The sequence below is a fragment of the Prevotella sp. 10(H) genome (assembly GCF_000711235.1).
In the GTDB taxonomy this organism is placed as follows: domain Bacteria; phylum Bacteroidota; class Bacteroidia; order Bacteroidales; family Dysgonomonadaceae; genus Dysgonomonas.
Genome location: NZ_JOMI01000007.1, coordinates 668731 through 690029, shown reverse-complemented (window position 1 = coordinate 690029; position 21299 = coordinate 668731). Strand labels below are relative to the sequence as shown.

Genomic DNA, 21299 nt, shown 5'->3' with positions numbered 1-21299 from the left:
TCCTCCTTATATTTTTAGTTTTTAAATAATTATTTCTCTTTTGAAACAAATGCGGGAAGCTGATCTTTGGATAACGTTTTCTCCATTGTCTTTGTGTTCACATTCCAATAGCTCGGAATATGTACAAAGCGCAGTTTCCCGTTTTCCAGATAAAACCTTATGTCGGCATCGAACGCCACAGCCCTGTAGCTATCTGCATCTGATGTATTATCACGATAAAGCAGTTGTTGTTCTTTCCACTTTAATTCACCATCTGTCAGCATCACATCGTAAACTCCATAGACAACAGCTTCCATCGTATGATCTCTTACGGTTGCTGACAGCAGCCTCATTACGCCTGTCATCTGCCCGCTGCTTCTTCGTTCTGCCAGTTCGTAATGATATACTCCCGCTCCTGTATAATCCCTTACCAGATCTCCTTTATCACCGGCCTCATCCCGTGTATATATTTGCTCTTCGGTTACTACGGTCATATTAAACTGAAAGCCGTTTTCGGTAACAGCCAGATCGGAAAAAATCATTTTATCGGAATAAATTCCTTGCAGTTTACCTTCTTCCAGTAAATAGGACAATTCGTCGGTAACCAGTTGTTTGCCTAATACATTATTCCTTATAAATTCTATAATTTTATCTTTCATATCGATAATCTGATAATATCAATTTGTTTTTCTAAATTCATTACTTATTTTTTCCACAGGTATATAAACTTCCGTTATTAATTCTTCCGGACGGGCTTCCAGCGGAGTATTAATATAAACTTCGAACGAAAATGTATTTCTCAGTTGGTAATCGCTTACAGGCAGCCATTCCAGATAAATATCGTGATATAGTTTATATAAATCACTATACGCACCTTTATAACGAAAAACAGCATAAAGCCCTTGCGGAATTTGCATTATTCCAAAGCGTCCATTTGCTTTTACATCTTCACAGATAGTCATTCCGATATAAAATCGGCATTGCCTGATCGGAGTAATCGTAGGATCATCGAAGCTGATGCTAACAAATTTACTATAATCATTTTTCAGATTATTACGGTCAACATAGCTCATTAATCTCTGCCATACGCTACGATACCTTGATTCGAAACGGTATGCATCACGAATATTAATATATATAATATCCATCTGTTCAATCTTTACAATACGCGGTATCAACTTTGGCTTTCCGGCATATGGTCTATTATCCGCTGCCACAAGCCCATTCGTTTGACTGCGATAAACCGACGGCGATACACCGAAATGATTTTTGAATGCCCGCGATAAAGTATATACACTATTATAAGAAGTCAGCTCGGTAATTCGGGTAATAGACATATTGGTTGTCAAAAGCTTATGGGCTACATATTCAAGCCGTAAACGCTGGATATATTCTCCGGTATTTTCTCCTGTGATAGCCCTGAATATACGATGAAAATGAAATTCAGAAAGACAGGCTATACCTGATAGCACCTTCAAATCGAGCGCATCGAATAAATGCCCGTTGATATAAGCCGTCACATTATTTATTGCCTGATGATACGTATCTGCCGTTTCACTTTTTCGCCGCCATCTTTTCAATTTCGGAAGCCTTTTCCTCAATAATTCGCCAATCTCTTTTTTAGACAGTTCGCTTTTAGCATAATTATTAAACTCATCCGAATATTTAATCCATATATCAATCATTTCATCCATAGACACATCGACAATATACTCCCCGTCTTTGAGACAATAATAACAATACTCGTCACTTTTCGAAGAATCATTATTAGTCCCCAGCCAGTCGGGGTTATTTAACGGCATTCCGCAACTCTGGCAGTATCTTTTATCCATAGATTATACGATTTTCTGTATTAGCAAAAATAGTAATAGTTTCTAATACGATATTTAGCAAAAATTGCTAATTACATACAAATAAAAAAGCCCCGTGAAATCTAATTCACGAGGCCACTCAATATAGTTATTTTCTCAGATAATCTTTTCCAGATATTCAGCCATTTCAGCCTGTATCTTTTTCGCTTCGGCAGTTGCAGCAAAAGCAAAATCACGCGTATTGTCTGCATAAATAATAGCACGGGAAGAGTTTACAAGAAGTCCGCATTGCGAATTCATTCCGTATTTTACCACTTCTTCGAGGCTGCCACCCTGCGCTCCCACACCAGGAACGAGCAGAAAATGATTTGGTGCAATCTTACGGATATCACTGAACATCTCTCCCTGAGTGGCTCCCACAACGTACATCAGTTGTTCGTCTGTAGCCCACTCCTGTGATTTCCTTATTACTTTTTCAAACAATCGTTCTCCTGTTTTATCTTCCGTTAACTGGAAATCTGCCGAGCCCTTATTTGATGTAAGAGCAAGGAGTATAACCCATTTATTCGGATACTTTATAAAAGGTTTTACGCTGTCTTCACCCATATACGGGGCAACAGTAACTGCACCGGCTTTGATATGCTCGAAAGCTGAAGCTGCATACATTTCCGACGTATTTCCAATATCTCCGCGCTTTGCATCCAATATTATGAACTGGTCGGAATATTTGGTACGGATATATTCTATAGTCTTCTCCAAAGCCAGAATGCCTTTTATACCCAGACTTTCATAAAAGGCTGCATTCGGCTTATAAGCGACACAATATTTAGCTGTAGCATCTATTATAGCCTTATTGAAAGCATATATAGGATCTTCTTCTTCCAGAAGGTGAGAAGGAATTTTCTTTATGTCGGTATCTAATCCTACACATAGGAATGATTTCTTTTTCTTTATATTTTCAAATAGTTGCTGCTTTGTCATAACTCACTCTCTTTTAGTCTTTCTGTATTTTCTGCTATGATTAACTGATCTATTATCGGCTGTATGTCGCCGTCCATTACTCCCGCCAGATTATAAAGAGTAAGGTTGATACGGTGGTCGGTTACACGTCCTTGCGGATAATTATATGTCCTGATTTTTGCCGAACGGTCACCTGTCGATACCATTGTTTTACGTTTCGAAGCTATCGATGCCTGATATTTCGATAATTCGATATCGTATAGTTTCGTGCGTAGCATCTGCATGGCCAATTCGCGGTTAGCCAACTGCGAACGCGCCTGTTGGCACACAACCACGATACCGGAGGGCTTGTGCGTCAGTTGCACCTTAGTTTCTACTTTATTTACATTCTGACCTCCTGCACCACTCGAACGGGCTGTCTGCATTTCTATATCTGCAGGGTTGATCTCTACATCCACCTCCTCGGCCTCAGGCAAAACGGCTACTGTTGCAGCAGATGTATGTACACGTCCCTGTGTTTCGGTAGCAGGCACACGCTGAACGCGATGTACGCCCGATTCATATTTAAGAATACCGTAAATACCATCACCCGAAACCGTAAATATAATTTCCTTGTATCCTCCCGATGTTCCTTCAGTAAGGCTGGTAACTTCCGTTTTCCATCCTTTCTGCTCGCAATATTTCATATACATGCGATAGAGGTCTCCGGCAAATATGGCAGCTTCATCGCCACCTGTACCGCCACGGATCTCTACTATGGCATCCTTGCTATCTTCAGGGTCGGCAGGAACAAGTAAAAATTTTATCTCTTCTTCAAGTTTTGGTAAACGCTCATTGGCCGCTTCCATTTCTTCTTTCGCCATTTCGCGAAGTTCGGCATCATTTTCTGTATCGAAGATGACCTTTGCTTCTTCTATATTTGTCAGCAACTGCCTGTATTCATTGCGTGCATTGTATATCTTCTCCAGATCGCGATATTCCTTATTCAGCTTCACATATCGCTTCATATCAGCTATCACGGCAGGGTCGGTTATCAGTTTGCCGATTTCTTCGAAACGGATAACCAACGTATCAAGTTTTTCCAACAAAGATTGTTGACTCATAACGGTTTTATGTATCTCTTTTAAATTCGGGAACAAAGGTAATTAAAAAAAGGGTAAAATGGGTAGTAAGATTGTCCTTGCTCATAAAAAACAGAAAGTCCGCGAAATCACCTTCGCAGACTTCCCAACCTTAACACAAACTTTACAAAACTACACAATAGAGCTGATTGCAGCCTGATAATTTGGTTCATTAGTAATTTTCAGGAACCAACTCTGTGTACGATATATTTCTTTTGGAATTCAAGACCGGATAGGGGTTTATTCAACCTAAAAATTATCTGTCTCTATTATTCCGTATTTTTTATAAAATTATTTTATGTAAAAGCAATAGTCAATCGATGTAATCTTAGGCGAAGTAGTTACCATATGTCTTCTACATCTTACTTTTAATAATATAGCTGCTATTGATCTTTATACTTTTTACGTAAACAAAGATAGCAAATATTACACATTGGCAATAGATTTTATCTATTTTTTTTAAAATTTTATCTTTTCTTATAAATTTATTTTAACTCATCTCGCAGGTATTCAGCAGTAAAGCTATTCTTTACTTTAATTACCTCTTCCGGCTTTCCTGTTGCCACAACTGTGCCTCCGCCCACTCCGCCGTCCGGCCCCATGTCGATAATATAATCTGCACTCTTTATTATATCCTGATTATGTTCTATGACGATTATCGTATTACCTCTGTCAACAAGTTTATTTAAAACACCAAGCAACACGCGTATATCTTCGAAATGAAGTCCGGTAGTCGGTTCATCCAAAATGTATATGGTATTGCCGGTATCGACGCGTGCAAGCTCCGATGCCAGTTTTATCCGTTGCGATTCTCCACCCGACAGGGTTGTAGACGGCTGTCCCAGTTTGAGATAACCCAAGCCAACTTCCTGCAATACTTTTACTTTATGTAAAATAGTAGGTACATTTTCGAAAAATTCAACGGCCATATTTATTGTCATATCCAACACATCGGCTATCGATTTTCCTTTGAAACGAACCTCTAACGTTTCCCTGTTGTAGCGTTTCCCGTGACATTCTTCACACTGTACGTATACATCGGGAAGGAAGTTCATCGCTATGGTTTTATACCCGTTCCCTCCGCACACTTCGCATCTGCCGCCTTTCACATTGAAGGAGAAGCGTCCCGGTTTATATCCTCTTATCTTAGATTCGGGAAGACCGACAAAAAGATTACGAATATCAGAAAATACTCCTGTGTAAGTAGCCGGATTGGAACGCGGCGTGCGACCGATAGGCGACTGGTCTACACTAATTACTTTATCCACATTGTCTATCCCATCCAGAGACTTATAAGGAAGAGGATCTGTTAACGACCTGTAGAGGTGTTGACTAAGTATCGGCTGTAACGTTCCGTTAATCAAACTCGATTTTCCACTACCCGAAACGCCCGTTACACAAATGAAAGTATTTAAAGGGAAGGTCACTGATACATTCTTGAGGTTATGTCCGGTAGCGCCTTTTATTGTTATTTTCTTGCCGTTGCCTTTTCTTCTTTTCTTAGGCACTTCAATTTTTAGGCGGCCGTTCAGATAATCGGCAGTCATTGTATGTGCATCCAGCATTTCTTTGGGTGTGCCTGCAAATACAACCTTACCTCCACGGCGTCCCGCATAAGGACCAAGGTCGACAACATAATCAGCATCGAGCATTATATCTTTGTCATGCTCTACTACAATGACCGAATTACCGGAATCGCGCAGCTTCTTCAACGAATCGATCAAACGGTTATTGTCCCGCTGATGTAGTCCGATACTCGGTTCATCCAGTATATATAATACATTTACCAATTGTGAGCCTATCTGGGTCGCCAGCCTTATACGCTGGCTTTCTCCTCCCGAAAGCGTAACCGATGCCCGGTTCAGTGACAAATAATTCAAACCGACATCGAGAAGGAAAGATAAACGTGAAACGATTTCTTTCTTTATCTCCGCAGCAATCACCTTCTGTCGTTCCGAAATATTTACATCCATATCCTGTATCCATTCATACAGGCGCTGGATATCCATTTCGGCAAGTTCGGCAATATTTTTTCCGTTTATTTTATAATGAAGGGCTTCTTTATTGAGTCGCTGACCGTTACATTCGGGACAAACATCAGTTTTAATAAACTGTTCAGCCCATTTCTGAGCCGATGCAGAAGAGTCACTATCCTGCTGCATCTCGATATATTTAGTTACTCCTTCAAAAGCAACCACATAATTGGATGTACCCAACGATTCATTTTTTATCTGTAAACGTTCATCGGTTCCGAACATGATGTCATCTAAAGCTTCCTGTGGGATATCCTTTATCGGAGTCTTTATAGATACGCCATGTTTCTCACAAATAGCTTCTATCTGCCAGAAAAACAGTGAATTTTTATATTTGCCCAAAGGCGCTATTCCTCCTGCATATATACTGAGTTGCGGCTTCGGTACAATCTTATCCATATCGATCTGATTGACAACACCCAGACCCTTACATCTCGGACAGGCACCATGAGGCGAATTGAACGAAAAGGTATGCGGAGCCGGCTCACTGTATGACAGTCCGGTAGTAGGACACATCAATTGGCGGCTGAAATGGCGCACTTCGTCCGTTTCCACTTCCTGAATCATAATCAGTCCGTCGCCTTGCTTCATAGCAGTACGTAAGCTATTTTTAAGATTATCGGCAAACTTATTGGATACCATTAGTTTGTCGATCAATATTTCAACACTGTGCATCTTATAACGGTCGAGCCGCATACCGGGAAGTATCTCGCGAATAGCCCCGTCGACACGTACTGTGAGATATCCTTTCTTACTGATCTGCTCGAAAAGTTCTTTATAATGCCCTTTACGGTTACGAACTACCGGAGCCAGTAGATATATCTTTTTACCGATATAACGCTCCATTATAAGCTCAAGAATCTGCTCCTCGGTATATTTCACCATTTTTTCGCCTGTGAGGTATGAATAAGCTTCACCCGCACGTGCGTAAAGCAGACGCAAGAAATCATATATCTCGGTGGTAGTACCTACTGTAGAACGCGGATTCCTGTTTGTAGTCTTCTGTTCGATCGAAATAACCGGACTGAGACCTGTTATCTTATCCACATCGGGCCGTTCCATATTGCCCAGAAAATTGCGGGCATATGCCGAAAAAGTTTCTATATAACGACGCTGGCCTTCGGCGAAAATCGTATCGAATGCCAGTGATGATTTTCCACTGCCACTCAAACCCGTAATTACAACAAGCGAATCGCGGGGAATCTCAACATCTATATTTTTCAGGTTGTGAACGCGTGCTCCATACACGCTTATCGTCTCTTTAGTTTCCTGTGTATTTGTTTCCATTAAAATTAAAATGCTCCTTCTTTCTTGATAACATTTTTAGTTCTGATAAATCCATGCCCTGTTATGCACTTTTACTCTTTCTCCTTTTTTGTAGTACAAAGATTCCTGTGTCGGCAAAAGGATTGTATATGCACTCTGACTCTTTGCTGAAATAGTAAGTTTCCTGTCACGAAGCCATGAATTGAAATCCTTTAGTTGTGCATAAGTAAGACCGTTTTGTTTAGCAAACGCTGCTAAATCGGGAATTGTTTGTGTAACTTCCGTTTTTGTGAATTCTATCGGTTTATATAAATCGTTTTCAGTGAGTACGAAACCATATTTTGCAGGTTCTTCCAGTATTTGCTTTATGGCCAGCATACGGTAATAGTAACGGGTAGTTTCGTTAACCAGCCAAAGATCGAGGCTATCGTCTGCCTGTTGCTTTTCCAGCTCGGTACTGATACGTCCCTGCCCTGCATTATACGAAAGCGCCACGCTCGCCCAGCTACCGTATTTAGCATATGCTTCTTTGAAATAGCGGCATGCTGCCTCCGTAGATTTCTCTATTGAATATCTTTCATCTACTTCCGGTGAAACTTCCAATCCGTAATTAGGTGCAGTTTTCGGCATAAACTGCCATAAACCTGCTGCACCTGCTGATGATACCGCTCTGTGATCGAGACTGCTTTCTATTACAGCTAAATATTTAAAATCATCGGGAATCCCGTTTTCTTTCAAGATCGGTTCTATCAGAGGAAAATATCTGTTTGCTTTCTTTATCAGAAGCAATGTAGTAGAATGAAGATAGGTGAAGCCGTTTATTTCACGGTCGTAGCGCTCGTGCAAATCATATCTGTCCAGCACAAGTTCTTCTCCTGCAAATGTGACTTTGTGAGGTACTTCGATCGACTTTGTCATCGACAATACATAGGGTGCCTTAGACTGCACCTCTTCCTGACTGTTGTTCGCCAGCAAAAGGAATGCAGCGAAGCACAGAGAAAAAGCGGACACAAAATATATAATATATTTTTTCATTTAATTAATTAGCCTGGATTTTAAATAGATAATAACTATCAAAGGTACGGTTTTATTTTCAGAAAATAAATATTATGCAGTTAATGCGTTTATGTATATTCATAAAAAAAGTAAATGTCAGAAATATCAAATTCATATATTCCCGACATTAAACAATATTCTTTACGCCTTACAGAAATTGTCCTTTCCAGACAAAATATCCGGAATCCGAAAAATCAATATTATCAACGTTTTTTTCAAAGATTCCAAAAACAGAAGAACCCGAACCAGTCATAGAAGCATATAAAGCTCCGCGATGGTACAATTTATCTTTAATATTCTTTATTTCAGGATATTTCGCAAATACGCTTTTTTCAAAGTCATTGATCATTAGCTCCCGCCATTCTGTAACCGGACGTTTGATAATTTCTTTTAACGATAAACCCGGCTGCTGTGGCTTTATCTCGGCAAAAGCATCTTTAGTAGGTACATGTATATCAGGCTTTACCAGAATTATATGATATCCTTTTAACGATAATTCAATATTCTGAAATTTCTCTCCAACTCCCTCTGCAAAAACAGGTTTGTTGTAAATAAAAAACGGGCAGTCGGCTCCCAGCTGAACGGCCAGTGCAGCCAATTCCTCATCTGAAGTTCCCAATTGAAAGCTGTCATTGATAAGTTTCAACATAAAGGAGGCATCCGCAGAGCCACCCCCAAGACCTGCGCCGAAAGGTATTTTTTTAAGGAGATGAACCTCAAGAAAAGGAAAGTCGTATTTTGTCCGCATGAGTCTTAAAGCCTTCATCACCAGATTATCTTCTGATGCGGAATCTATTTTAATACCTGCTTCGATAAATACATCTTTCTCCAACCCTTCTTTAATTACTATTTCAAGAGCATCTTTTATATCGATCGGATAAAATATAGTCTCCAAATTGTGATATCCGTCAGGACGTTTGGAAATGATATTCAATCCTAAGTTTATTTTGGCATTGGGAAAACAGATCATATTTTTGAATTACAAATTATAAGTTACAAGTTACGAGTTACAAGCTTTTGGCATATCTACTGCCAGCTTGTAACTCGCAACTGTCCACAGAGGACAAAGTAACTTATAACTGATTTATACCAGTTTCTTTATCAAAGCTTCCTTATCACCGTAAATATAATCGATAACAGGCACTTCTATCATCGTATATGCTCCCGGCTGCTGCTTCATACTTGCACGCGCCGAAGCCACAAGCACCTGAGCAGTAAGCGCAGGGTTGTTTATCTTCATATTGAAGTCCAGAAGCTGGTTCTGAGTATCACCTGAAACACCTTTACGCACCATATTCACGCCGTGTCCCATATCTTTGAGGTCATCCACAGATTCTACCTGCATAACATGTGTTTCATCATGGGCGAAATAGTCATCAGCTTTTATAGCGGCAGCTACATCGGCAAATTTATGCCCTTCTTCTACTTCAATATATACCATACGACGATGAATTCCTGTACCAACAGGTATAGTCATAGAAAGGGCTGCTTTCACTCCTTTTATAGCTTTCACTGCAACAGTGTGCCCCATACTCATACCCGGACCGAAATTAGTATATGTAATGCCTTTAGGCGCCATAAATTCGAACATGGAACGAACGATAGAATCTGTTCCCGGATCCCATCCTGCCGAGATGATAGATACCGCCTTATATTCCTTAGCCACAGCATCCAAAGATCTACGCAGATCGACAATTCCTCCATGAATATCGTAACTGTCGACAGTATTAATACCCATAGCCAGACATTTCTTTGCGTATTCTTCTACACGGCGTGTAGGCGTGCAAAGGATGGCCACATCTACATTCTCGAGCTCGTCAACTCCTGCTACTACATTATATTTTTTTAGTTCGTACGGAACACTGGTCGGGTCGCGGCGGACGATACCAGCTACTTCAAAATCGGGCGATGAAAGAATCGCATCCAATACATATTGTCCGATATTTCCGTATCCGACAATTGCTGCTCTGATTTTTTTCATTGAGTTTTATTTTAGTTTTAAGTTTTAAAAAATATGATAATTAGTTCTTAATTTTATTCTAATGTTACTTCTTTCATAAAATTGTACAGCCATTCCATAGCCTCGAAGTCTTCTTTCATCAGGTTGGCAAAATCAGCAGAGAATAATTCTTCCCCTACAGGTCTTCTTTTGCTTACCCATATACCTTTGCGGTGCATCCATGGTTGAAAATATTCAGGTAGATCGTTCGGTATGGGGCGTTTATATTCCTCACCGTTTATTTCATACCCCCTATCCAGTACAGCTTTTTGCGTTACACGTTGAAATTCTTCGGCATCATAAGTTATTTCCTCCCTGAAAGCATCCATTACTTTTTTCTTCGGCTGGAAAAGACCGAGTCCGAGCGCATACCCCTCACCGGATATTTCAAGATAATAACCCGGGTAATCTTTCCAGATATCGTTTGTTACGGGTATCTGGAACGCCATCCACATAAAATCTTTATAAGGGTCTTTGTTTTTTGAAAAACGAATATCCCTGTATATTCTCGACAAGCAACGGTGCGGCCGTAATTCGAATGCAGGGTCGATATTATACATGGTCGGCGACAAGGTCGTTACCAATGCTTTCAAAGGATTAAGTACCACCTTTTCGTATATATGTTTATGGGCGTCGAACCATTCTTTATAATTATTCTCTTTCAGGTCGTTGAAGAACCTGAAAGTTTCGGGAGTAAAGCCCTTAAATACCTCTGTCTTTGCCATATAGTTTCATTTTATACATAAAAAAAGGATAACAAATCTATAAAGAAAAAGATTGTTATCCTACTATTTTATTTATGTAATAGTCATCATTTTGCTAACTGTCGGATTACTTCCATTATCTCACCGCCAATATCTTCGGCCTCTTTCATACTATGCGCTTCGGAGTATACGCGGATAATAGGTTCGGTATTCGACTTACGAAGATGTACCCATTTGTCGGGAAAATCAATCTTTACACCGTCGATATCGGTTACATCATACTGGATGAACTTTTCTTTTACAGTTTTGAGTATACCGTCAACATCGAGCCCCGGTGTAAGTTCAACCTTTTGTTTAGCGATAAAGTATTGCGGATAAGAAGCCCGTATTTCGCTTACTTTCTTCTTTTCGTGCGCCATATGCGACAGGAATAGGGCGATACCCACCAATGCATCTCGTCCGTAATGGCTTGCCGGATATATGATCCCGCCATTACCTTCGCCTCCTATAACGGCATCAGTTGCTTTCATCTGAGTAGTTACATTCACTTCTCCTACTGCTGCAGCATTGTATTCACAGCCGTATCTGCGGGTAACATCGCGCAATGCACGACTCGAACTCAAGTTCGAAACAGTATTGCCCGGTGTATGTTTCAATACATAATCGGCTACCGCTACCAGCGTATATTCTTCTCCGAACATATCGCCGTTTTCGGAAATAATCGCCAGACGGTCGACATCCGGGTCAACTACGAAACCGACATCCGACGATGTTGTTTTCATCATGTCGGATATATCTTTCAGATGTTCGGGTAGTGGTTCAGGATTGTGTGGAAATTCCCCGTTAGGTGTGCAATACAATTCGTTGATTTTGTTTACACCTAAAGCTTTCAGCAACTTAGGCAGAACAATTCCACCAACTGAATTGACGCAATCGATAGCCACTTCAAAATCTGCTGCTTTAATTGCCTCAACATCTACAAGTTCAAGGCCTAAGACAGCCTGAATATGTTTATCAGTATAATCTTTTTCTTTTACTTTTCCTAAATGGTCGACATGTGCAAAAAGAAACTCTTCGCTTTCTGCAATTTTAAGGACTTCTTCTCCTTCTTTTGCATTCAGGAATTCGCCTTTTTCATTCAGCAGCTTCAATGCATTCCATTGTTTCGGATTATGGCTGGCGGTAAGGATAATACCCCCGGCAGCATTTTCCATAGCTACGGCCAGTTCGGTTGTCGGGGTGGTAGCCAAACCGATATTTACCACGTCGAAACCCATACCCATCAGTGTACCGACAACAATCTGCTCCATCATCTTACCCGAAATGCGGGCATCTCGTCCTACGACAATCGCATTCGAACTGTTTTTTACATTTTCCCTTATAAAGGCTGCATATGCCGATACGAATTTTACAGTATCGAGCGGATTGAGGCCTTCCCCGGCTCTACCGCCGATAGTACCCCTGATTCCTGAAATGGATTTAATTAAGGTCATTTGTATTTTGTTTTCTATTCTTCGGTTGCTTCAGGCTCATCTACAATAAAATTGTAAATCAAACGCTTATAGAAGAACGGTATATAACTTCTTTGCTGTTCTGTAGACCCGCTTGCAAAGGGTACGATAAGACTTACCTCTGCTTTGTTGCCCAAGCCTTGCTCGAGCGGCAATACACATGCAGGAGACAAGAAGTAATACATCTGTGTAGCAGCAGTAGAGGCTGTCGAATTACCGGTATAAGTAGACGGGCTACCATATTTGAATGTCATTAAATATCCCTGAAAATTATTACTGGCTACAGTGTCATTTTCATTCAGCAAGTTAAGAATAGTTTCGTAATTCAGATATACATCCGTTTTTCCTTTCACGGGACGTGTTTCATCTCCCGGATCGATAACCCGGATGTATACGCCCGTATTAGGATCGAGATAATATTCATTTTCGGCAAACTTATGATCTGCCGGATATGTGCCTCTGGTTGTTATTCTATTGTCGTTTATAAAACGTTCAATCCCTTTTTTCTCTTTTTTCAGCTTATCTGCGTATGTTTCTCCGCCACATGCTGAAAAAGCGAGAGCCAAACCAACGAAAACAAATATTATACTAATAATCTTCTTCATGTATTTTTTATTTAGTCGTATATAGCTTATTTCTTTTTTAATAAATCGGCATATTCGGGCAATGCATTTTCAAATATGGCTATCGCCTCATCCATTGTCCCGTAAAACTCGCCTCCGGCAGCATTCAGGTGCCCTCCCCCATTATAACATTGCGCGGCAAACTTATTACTAGGGAATGTTTCCTGTGAACGAAACGAAATTTTTATCATTTCATTGTCTTCACGGATAAAAACTGAAAAAATAATTCCCTTTATATTTAGTGGCAGATTGGCAAAACCTTCGGTATCACCTTTCTTTACATGGAACTTGTTCTGCTCTTCATTAGTCAACCAAATCAATGCAGTCCGGTATTCGGGATATATTTTCATCTTCTCCGACAGGGTAAAACCCAACATCCTGTAACGGTCTTCGGAGTAGTTATGATATACATTCGAATATATCTGGTCTTTATTTATACCTTTTTTCAATAGTTCGCCGATAATATAATAAATCTCCGCACTGTTAGAATTGTAAGTAAATGCTCCCGTATCGGTCATCATTCCGGTATAAATAGCCGTTGCACTTTCATAACTCATCGCCTCAAAATCACCCATACGGCAAATAAGGCGGAATATCAATTCACTTGTCGATGATATTTCAGGATAAGAAATCATCACATCACAAAAGTCAGATGGCTCGGGATGATGATCTATCAGCACTTTTTTTGCTTTCGACGCCTCGATAAGCGGGCCTAGATGGAATGCTCTTTTAGGTATATTAAAATCGAGACAAAATATAAGTTCAGCCTCTGCTATCAATTTCTGTGCAAATTCAGGATATTTCTCATAATCGAGTATCTCTTTTGCTCCGGGAATCCATTTCAGGAAATCGGGAAAAGAATTGGGTACAATTACATTTACGTTATTGCCCAAATCGTTCAGATAATGATATAACCCCAAAGACGAACCGATGGCATCGCCGTCGGGCGATACATGCGTTACAATAACAATCTTTTCATATTTGTCGAGTAGTTCTTCTACCGCTGTTATCTTCTGGCTCGCTATTATCTTTGAAATCATTTAATTACTCTTTCTCTTAAAATCCTGTTCATTGCAGGCACAAAAATACTAAAAAAACGGACTTGAAGCATCATTTTCGGGTATATTCATATCGATTAAGATTCAATTTTTGACATTCTTTAGAATATATTGAGGTTATTAAGAATGTGTACTATGAGAATAGACAAAACTGAAAATAATGCTGCAATCAACCCCTTTGCCTGCTTATAAATCATAAAAACAAGCAACCCTATTATAAATACATATATAAATATCATATCGGCAAAGGATATCTTCATCTCATTTATAAGGGCAAAAGGCAGGCTTTCGAAAAAACGGATAATTGTAGTCATAACCTGCACCAATATCTGAAGTATTTTTACCGGCAGGTAATAAAAATAGTAACTCCACTCTGCAAAAATCAACGTTAATAACCTTGCCAGAGCAATTCCGGCTACCGAATAAGTAATAAGAGTGACCAATGGTACTATCAAAAGATTCGTCACAAAGAAATAAGTAGGGAATGTGCCGAAATAATACAAACACAATGGAAATGTGGCAAGCTGCGCAACTACCGACAAGGTAAACATTTGCCATATATTTCGAAGTAATTTATTATCTATCTTGAGCAAAGATGATGCTTTCGGCTGCAAATATAGAATGGAAAGCACCGACACAAAACTTAGCTGAAACCCGATATCAAATAATGTAAAAGGATTTATCAGCAGAATAAAGAACGCAGCGATAAACAGCGCATGCATAGAAAAACTTTTCCGCCCGAAAATTTCCCCCGCACAAAAGACTGTAAGCATTCCACTAGCCCGCACGACCGAGGGCGGTAAACCTGTGATGAAAGCATAAACCCAGAGCAGCAAAATAATAAATACAGGCTTCAGCCAATAATATTTTGTGCCCTTGCGAATAAAACTTAACAGAAAGCTTATCATCAGATAGATTATCCCAACGTGCAAACCGCTGACCGAAAGTACATGTACCGTACCTGTAGTCCTGAATCCTTGCTTTATATCATCGGTCAGATCGTTCTGATACCCGAGCGTCAAAGCTGAGAGAATACTATATTCGGTATCGGTAAAATCCAACGATTTATAAAAGTCCATTATATGCTGCCGGCAACGCAATGCGGTATATTTAAGCGAGGATGAAACCCCTCCCGCCGATTGCCACGAATGGTTAGGTAAATAGACAGAACCGATAAAGCCCTGATCGTACATATAACGAACATAATCGAAATCTCCTATATTCTGAAACTCCTGTATCTTTCCCCGAAAATTAATTATTTCTCCGGGTTGAAGCCTGTGCACATTAAGTGAATCCCGTTGCAGATAGCAGACAACCTGCTTATCTTCATCCGGCAGGTATACCCTGTAGGCTGTTGTTTTTTGCTTCTCCTGCGGCGTATCGGTTATTATTCCTGTATAATCTTCTATCTCATCGGAAAGAGTAAATGAAGATTTTTCCTGCCGGAAAGTAGTCGATACCATTCCGACACCGATCAGAAAAAAAGCGGCTCCAACGCCAAAAAGCCAGCGCCAGCTAAATTCTTTATCTTCGGGTATGAAGTATGAAAAAAGCATAACCGATAATCCTGTAAGAAAAAAGGCTATGCTCAAATATGCTGTCTGAAAATAATATTGTAATAATATTCCAGCTACAAGCGGAAACAGGAAGAACAGAAAAGGTAATTTAGAGAACGGATTCTTCATGCCCGCAAATCAAAATATTACGCGAGACTTTTCAATTTATGTATCATCTCCGTCGGGTCAGGGTCAGCAAAGACTGCGTTACCTGCGACAAGCACATCGGCGCCTGCATCCACCAATAGCTTGCCCGTTTCGAGGTTCACTCCACCGTCTACTTCTATCAGTGTGTGCAGATTTCTCTTCAAAATCATTTCTTTTAGCCGGGCAACTTTTGTAAGGGTATGCTCGATAAATCTCTGGCCCCCAAATCCCGGGTTAACAGACATCAACAACACCATATCCACATCCTGCAGAATATCCTCGAGCAACGAAACCGGTGTATGCGGATTCAGCGTCACCCCTGCTTTCATCCCTGCATCATGGATTGCAGATACCGTACGGTGCAGATGTGTGCAGGCCTCGTAATGCACATTCATCATATATGCGCCTGCGTCCTTTACTTCATTGATATATTTATCAGGATTGACTATCATCAGATGTACATCCAACGGTTTCTTCGCTATTTTACTGATTTGTTTTATGATAGGGAAACCAAACGAAATATTAGGTACGAATGTCCCATCCATTACATCGCAGTGAAACCAGTCGGCCTCGCTGTTATCGATCATTTCTATATCAGCCTGAAGATTCAGGAAGTTTGCCGAAAGAAGGGAAGGCGCTATTTTGTGAGCCATGTCTTTTTAATTATAAGATATGAGTTATAAATTATGAATGTAAATATAGTAAAAAAAGAGACGGGTAGAAACTGACAGCCCTGAATTTGACATTCTATGTATTTCTTGCTTATAAAAAAATAAAAAAATCTTCCTATCTATTGTTTTATTAAAAATATACTCTACATTTGTAGAACAAATATTCAAAATGTAGAACAATGAAGTTATCCAAGACAGAAGAGCAACTGATGGAATATATATGGAATCTGGGCAAAGCATTCACTAAAAATATAATGGATTGCTACCCCGAACCCAAACCGGCGATAACAACAGTCGCAACCTTATTAAAGAGAATACATGAGAAAGGTTTTATTTCGTATAAGTTATATGGAAATTCGAGAGAGTATTATCCGTTGATTTCGAAAGAAGATTATTTTTCAAAATATGTAAACGGTATAATAAAGAACTTCTTCGGCGATTCGGCTCTCCAGTTTGCGTCTTTTTTCACCAAAACCAGTGACCTGTCTGCATCCGAACTGGAAGACCTGAAAAAAATTATAGAACAGGAAATTAAAAAGAAAAAGTTATGATTATATATCTTTTAAAAATGACCCTATGCGCATCATTGTCGCTTCTTGCATATCATTTCTTTCTGGAAAAAGAAAAAATGCATCGCTTCAAAAGGATATTCTTATTGGGTAGCCTTATATTTTCTATTACTATTCCTCTTGTAGAAATAGAGGTTGGCTCAAGCATACCAGCTATAATTGAACCGATAGTAGTCGGATCCGAACCGGAAAATATAGCTCAAGAAGCTTATATAGCTACTAATAAAGCACAAATTACAGCTTCCGGCGAACGGGGCATAGTCAATCCCAAATATCTGACCCTGATTACATATATTGCTGTATGTCTGCTTTTATTGACTAGGTTTTGTACAAATATCTACAGGCTTATATCTTCTGTAAAGAAATGCGAGAAGCTGGATTATTTCGGGACAAAGCTTGTTTTGACAGAAAGGGCAACAGTTCCATACAGTTTTCTCAACTATATATTCATAGATAAAGAAGAATTCCAAAACAGAAATATTGAAGAAGAAATACTGCTTCATGAGCATACACATGCAATGCAAAAACATTCAATAGACATCCTCTTCGTTGAATTATTATCTGTTATTTTCTGGTTCAATCCGGTAGTATATTGGTATAAAAATAAGATAAAACTTAACCACGAGTTCTTAGCCGATGAAAATGTAATATTGAAATGTAATGATATATCTGCCTATCAGTTGATGCTAATTGACAAAATAGGCGAAAAAAATAAATTGACTCTGGCCAGCAATTTTAATTATTTAATAACTAAAAAGCGACTAATAATGATGAAGAAAATAACATCTAAAAAGAAAATTATATGCAAAAAAGTTATGACTATTCCGCTGTTTCTGATTGCATTCTGCATTTTTTCAGCAAAAACGACAGCCGGAGGATTTGAAATCCTGACCAAAATATCCATCGAGATACAGGATAAAAAGATTATTCCGGAAAGTGGTATTTCGCAGGAGGAACTAAATGAATACAAACGTATTGTCGATAAATATAAAGAATCTCATGTTGGAACTAAAGTAGAATGGAAATCATTCGATTTGACAGACGAAGATTGGAAACGCTTGTATCCTCTATATTTACGAATGACGAAAGAACAACGCGGAACAGTAGATATTCACTTCAACGGCCCTCTGAATGCTATTAAGTTAAGAAGTCCCAATAAGGATGAATGGAAAGCATGTATAAGAGCCGAGAATCAGATCTGGCTGGATGGGAAAAAGGTAGACACATCCGAGTTCACTAATTACAGCCGTCAGAATATCGTTTTCTTTCTTTATCGATGGGCAAAAAAAGAGGGAGGTATCTCAAAATCATATTTATGGACAAAAAAAGGGTATGATGCATATTTGGAAAAGAATAAAAACGGAATCTCCGAAGTTGACCTACTGGAAATAAAACCATTTTCCATGTTCATGATAAAGAGAGATACTAGTGACGGAAAACGACTTTATATGTCGAGGCTAGGTGATTATTAATAAGGAGACAAAATTATTGTATCTCGATTTTTCAAGTAATTACTTAGGTGAAGAATAGCCTGAGCCCGGAAGAAGAGGGAAAATACCATGTCTCTCCAGACTTAGGCTATTCAACAAAAAAAGTACAAGCCATTATAACTTGTACTTTATCTTTCATTTTTATCCGGACTTAATTTATACAAAGTCCATTTATCATATCCGGCAAAGCCTTTTCAACATGATGTACCCGTGCAAATTGTCTTAAAAAGTCTAATGTCTTTTCGGAAGGTGCGACAACCTTCTCTTCTTTTTTATCAGCACGATGATAGTGTTTAGGAGTAAAGATTTTCTTCATAGGCGATTTCCGTTTCTTTTAGTTGTATAATTGAAACGCCGGTATGAAAATCTTATTGTCTACAATCTCATTTTTAACATTTTAAGATTAGTTACAAGTTACTTCGTCCTATGGGCAGTCACGAGTTACAGAGTTAATTAATTATTCATTGTCAACTATTTCAACTCATTCTATTTTTGTAATCTTCGTAAGTAAATTCCCTGTATATTTCCAGTTGATTATCCTTATTCCATAGGGCAATAGCCGGATGAGATATACCGTTAAACATCGTGGTTTTGACAATAGTATAATGTATCATATCTTCGAAAATAATCGTATCTCCTATCAGAAGCGGTTCATCGAAAGACCATTCTCCTACGAAGTCACCACTCAGGCAACTGCTTCCACCCATTCTGTAAGTCGGAAGTCCTTCTATCGGCTCGTGATATGCCCCGCGAATACGCGGCTTGTAGGGCATTTCGAGGCAATCGGGCATATGGCAGGCAAACGATACATCGAGTATAGCCGTCTTTACTCCGCCATTATCAACAATATCCACCACATTAGAAACCAATATTCCGGTTTGCCATGCAAACGCGCTGCCCGGCTCCATTATTAATTCCAGATTCGGATACTTTTCCTTAAAAGATAATAACAATTTGATAAGATGTTCCACGTCATAGTCTTCGCGTGTCATCAAATGACCGCCACCCATATTCAACCATTTCGCCTGCTTGAGAAGATGTCCGAATTTCTTTTCTACCTGTTCCAATGTTTTCTCCAAATCATATGAAGATGATTCACATAAAGAATGGAAATGTAACCCTTCGATACCTTCCGGCAATTGCTCCCCGAAATGGGAAGACGGAACCCCTAACCGTGAATCGGGCATAGCCGGATTATATAAATCCGTTTCCACAACTGAATATTCGGGATTGATACGGATACCGCAGGATATCTTTTTCCCATACTTCAATGTTTCCGGATAAAAACGTTCGTATTGAGAAAGCGAATTGAATGTAATATGGCTGCTGTATTTCATAAATACAGGAAATTTTTCATGCGTATAGGCTGGGGAAAAAGTATGAGCAAGGCTCCCCATTTCTTCATAGGCCAGTTGCGCTTCATATATCGAACTGGCTGTGGAATACGGAATATACTCACGAATGATAGGAAAGGATTTCCACATGGCAAATGCTTTGAATGCCAGTATTATATTCACTCCGGCTCTTTCTTTTACCGACTTGATAAGCGAAAGGTTTTTCCTAAGTAATTCCTCTTCCATGACAAAGCATGGGGACGGAACTTTATTTATTTCTATCATCAATTATTCTTATTTACTTTTTGCTTGCAAAGGTCGTTATTTTTATCGAACTATAAATATCTGACCTTATAATATAGATGAAATAATAACATTTTGCCAAGCATGAATGTTGATTTCCGGTTTAGATTTTTATCTATATTACAGAATTACATATCGAGCGTTCTTTGATTTTTTTAATTTATAAAATTCAGAAATTCGTTACTTTTGTTACTTTTTAACCAAATATAGTTAATTAATGTAAATAATTATGATTACCCTCCGTTTTATCATTGGCACATCGGCATATTTGCTAATTGATACATTGATTTCCGTTACTTTTGTTACTTTTTAACCTTATATACTTAAGAAGTGTGAAATATATTCAGAGAATTATTCGTTATTTATAATAGCGAAAATCATTTTTTAGTATATTTGGGAAGCGAAATCAAACTTAGGACACAAACACACTTTAACATGAAAACCAAAACTTTGAAATTTGCATTTTTCATTAGTAGTGCACTTTTCGTTTTTACAAGCATTGCAGCCCAAACCGGATACACTGAAATTTACCCTAATTACAGGGTGGAGATCAGTAATGAAAGATTGGATGTAAATCAATACAACAGTAAATTTAAAGGGTCGATGCTGGACTATACCGAAACCAGACATGACGGCACGCAGATTCAGGTGAAATCGTATCAGAAAAATTCGAATTTCGAGGTCTACGAAAGGCCTGCACATCCGGCCATACATACTGTATATAAAGAATTTTATGCCGACGGACGTCTGAAACAAAAAGGAGTACTCCTTCCCTACCAGGTAAAAATAGGAAAATGGATAAGATGTGACAACAGAGGTAATTGTTCGATAACCGACCATGAAAACAGACCCGACACATACGGATACAACAAGATACTGCAATATCTCGAAAGTGAAGGCATCTATCATAAAACGGGCGGCACTACATGGAAATGTACTTTTTGGTATACTCCCGCCAGCTATACATGGGGTGTACGTATAGACAAAAACGGGAAGCAATATAAAATGCTGAACTTCGACAGCCGCGGAGAAAGGGAAATAAGAGAATACGACTTAACTGAATACACAAATAAAGTACCCGTATACAAGTCTTTCAATCAATAAGGAA

At 39.1% G+C, this 21299-nt stretch carries 19 protein-coding genes; 3 read left to right on the top strand and 16 right to left on the bottom strand.

Going from position 1 to position 21299, the window contains the following annotated elements; all coding sequences use genetic code 11:
* Positions 1-29 precede the first annotated feature (29 nt).
* The 14 genes from K348_RS0114420 to rpe all read right to left on the bottom strand — a co-directional run bounded on the left by K348_RS0114420 (position 30) and on the right by rpe (position 16477).
* The gene (locus K348_RS0114420) at positions 30-638 is read right to left on the bottom strand and encodes a hypothetical protein (protein WP_029905936.1); all 609 of its coding nucleotides are present in this window, start codon (positions 636-638) and stop codon (positions 30-32) included.
* Between the two features lie 18 nt (positions 639-656).
* A complete protein-coding gene (locus K348_RS0114415) occupies positions 657-1811 on the bottom strand; it encodes a GyrI-like domain-containing protein (RefSeq protein WP_029905934.1) in 1155 nt (384 codons plus the stop codon).
* A 135-nt stretch (positions 1812-1946) separates the two neighbouring features.
* Positions 1947-2771, bottom strand: a complete 825-nt coding sequence (gene pyrF / locus K348_RS0114410; RefSeq protein ID WP_029905932.1) for an orotidine-5'-phosphate decarboxylase — start codon at positions 2769-2771, stop codon at positions 1947-1949.
* A complete protein-coding gene (prfA, locus tag K348_RS0114405) occupies positions 2768-3853 on the bottom strand; it encodes a peptide chain release factor 1 (RefSeq protein ID WP_029905930.1) in 1086 nt (361 codons plus the stop codon). The genes pyrF and prfA overlap by 4 nt, the downstream gene beginning before the upstream one ends.
* Before the next feature lie 503 nt (positions 3854-4356).
* Positions 4357-7191, bottom strand: a complete 2835-nt coding sequence (uvrA, locus tag K348_RS0114400; protein ID WP_029905928.1) for an excinuclease ABC subunit UvrA — start codon at positions 7189-7191, stop codon at positions 4357-4359.
* A 36-nt stretch (positions 7192-7227) separates the two neighbouring features.
* Complete coding sequence (locus K348_RS0114395; protein ID WP_029905927.1) at positions 7228-8205, bottom strand: lytic transglycosylase domain-containing protein; 978 nt, start codon at positions 8203-8205, stop codon at positions 7228-7230.
* 169 nt (positions 8206-8374) lie between these two features.
* Entirely contained in the window at positions 8375-9196 is an 822-nt protein-coding gene (gene ispE, locus K348_RS0114390; RefSeq protein WP_029905925.1) for a 4-(cytidine 5'-diphospho)-2-C-methyl-D-erythritol kinase, read from the bottom strand.
* 114 nt (positions 9197-9310) lie between these two features.
* A complete protein-coding gene (locus tag K348_RS0114385) occupies positions 9311-10207 on the bottom strand; it encodes a diaminopimelate dehydrogenase (protein WP_029905923.1) in 897 nt (298 codons plus the stop codon).
* A 53-nt stretch (positions 10208-10260) separates the two neighbouring features.
* Positions 10261-10950, bottom strand: a complete 690-nt coding sequence (locus K348_RS0114380) for a DUF2461 domain-containing protein (RefSeq protein ID WP_029905921.1) — start codon at positions 10948-10950, stop codon at positions 10261-10263.
* An 86-nt stretch (positions 10951-11036) separates the two neighbouring features.
* Positions 11037-12422: a phosphoglucosamine mutase gene (gene glmM, locus K348_RS0114375; protein ID WP_029905919.1), complete on the bottom strand. Its 1386-nt coding sequence runs from the start codon at positions 12420-12422 to the stop codon at positions 11037-11039.
* Between the two features lie 14 nt (positions 12423-12436).
* The gene (locus tag K348_RS0114370) at positions 12437-13045 is read right to left on the bottom strand and encodes a DUF4827 family protein (protein WP_029905917.1); all 609 of its coding nucleotides are present in this window, start codon (positions 13043-13045) and stop codon (positions 12437-12439) included.
* Between the two features lie 26 nt (positions 13046-13071).
* Positions 13072-14103 (bottom strand): bifunctional oligoribonuclease/PAP phosphatase NrnA, encoded by a 1032-nt coding sequence (locus K348_RS0114365; protein ID WP_029905915.1) that lies wholly within the window; start codon positions 14101-14103, stop codon positions 13072-13074.
* Positions 14104-14222: 119 nt separating this feature from the next.
* Positions 14223-15806, bottom strand: coding sequence for a ComEC/Rec2 family competence protein (locus K348_RS0114360; protein ID WP_029905913.1), 1584 nt, complete (start codon positions 15804-15806; stop codon positions 14223-14225).
* 17 nt (positions 15807-15823) lie between these two features.
* Positions 15824-16477: a ribulose-phosphate 3-epimerase gene (rpe, locus tag K348_RS0114355; RefSeq protein WP_029905911.1), complete on the bottom strand. Its 654-nt coding sequence runs from the start codon at positions 16475-16477 to the stop codon at positions 15824-15826.
* Positions 16478-16674: 197 nt separating this feature from the next.
* On the opposite strand from rpe, the gene K348_RS0114350 reads away from it, so the two are divergent.
* Both K348_RS0114350 and K348_RS18850 read left to right on the top strand, forming a co-directional pair.
* Positions 16675-17046, top strand: coding sequence for a BlaI/MecI/CopY family transcriptional regulator (locus tag K348_RS0114350; RefSeq protein WP_029905909.1), 372 nt, complete (start codon positions 16675-16677; stop codon positions 17044-17046).
* A complete protein-coding gene (locus tag K348_RS18850) occupies positions 17043-18536 on the top strand; it encodes a M56 family metallopeptidase (RefSeq protein ID WP_051697899.1) in 1494 nt (497 codons plus the stop codon). Before K348_RS0114350 ends, K348_RS18850 begins: the two co-directional genes overlap by 4 nt.
* 169 nt (positions 18537-18705) lie before the next feature.
* On the opposite strand, the gene K348_RS19315 is transcribed toward K348_RS18850, so the two are convergent.
* The gene (locus tag K348_RS19315) at positions 18706-18870 is read right to left on the bottom strand and encodes a hypothetical protein (protein ID WP_197027672.1); all 165 of its coding nucleotides are present in this window, start codon (positions 18868-18870) and stop codon (positions 18706-18708) included.
* 160 nt (positions 18871-19030) lie between these two features.
* Positions 19031-20173: a carboxynorspermidine decarboxylase gene (gene nspC, locus K348_RS0114335; RefSeq protein WP_029905907.1), complete on the bottom strand. Its 1143-nt coding sequence runs from the start codon at positions 20171-20173 to the stop codon at positions 19031-19033.
* A 453-nt stretch (positions 20174-20626) separates the two neighbouring features.
* Between nspC and K348_RS0114330 the strand changes: the two genes are divergently transcribed.
* Positions 20627-21295 (top strand): hypothetical protein, encoded by a 669-nt coding sequence (locus tag K348_RS0114330; RefSeq protein ID WP_156032898.1) that lies wholly within the window; start codon positions 20627-20629, stop codon positions 21293-21295.
* Positions 21296-21299: the final 4 nt, after the last annotated feature.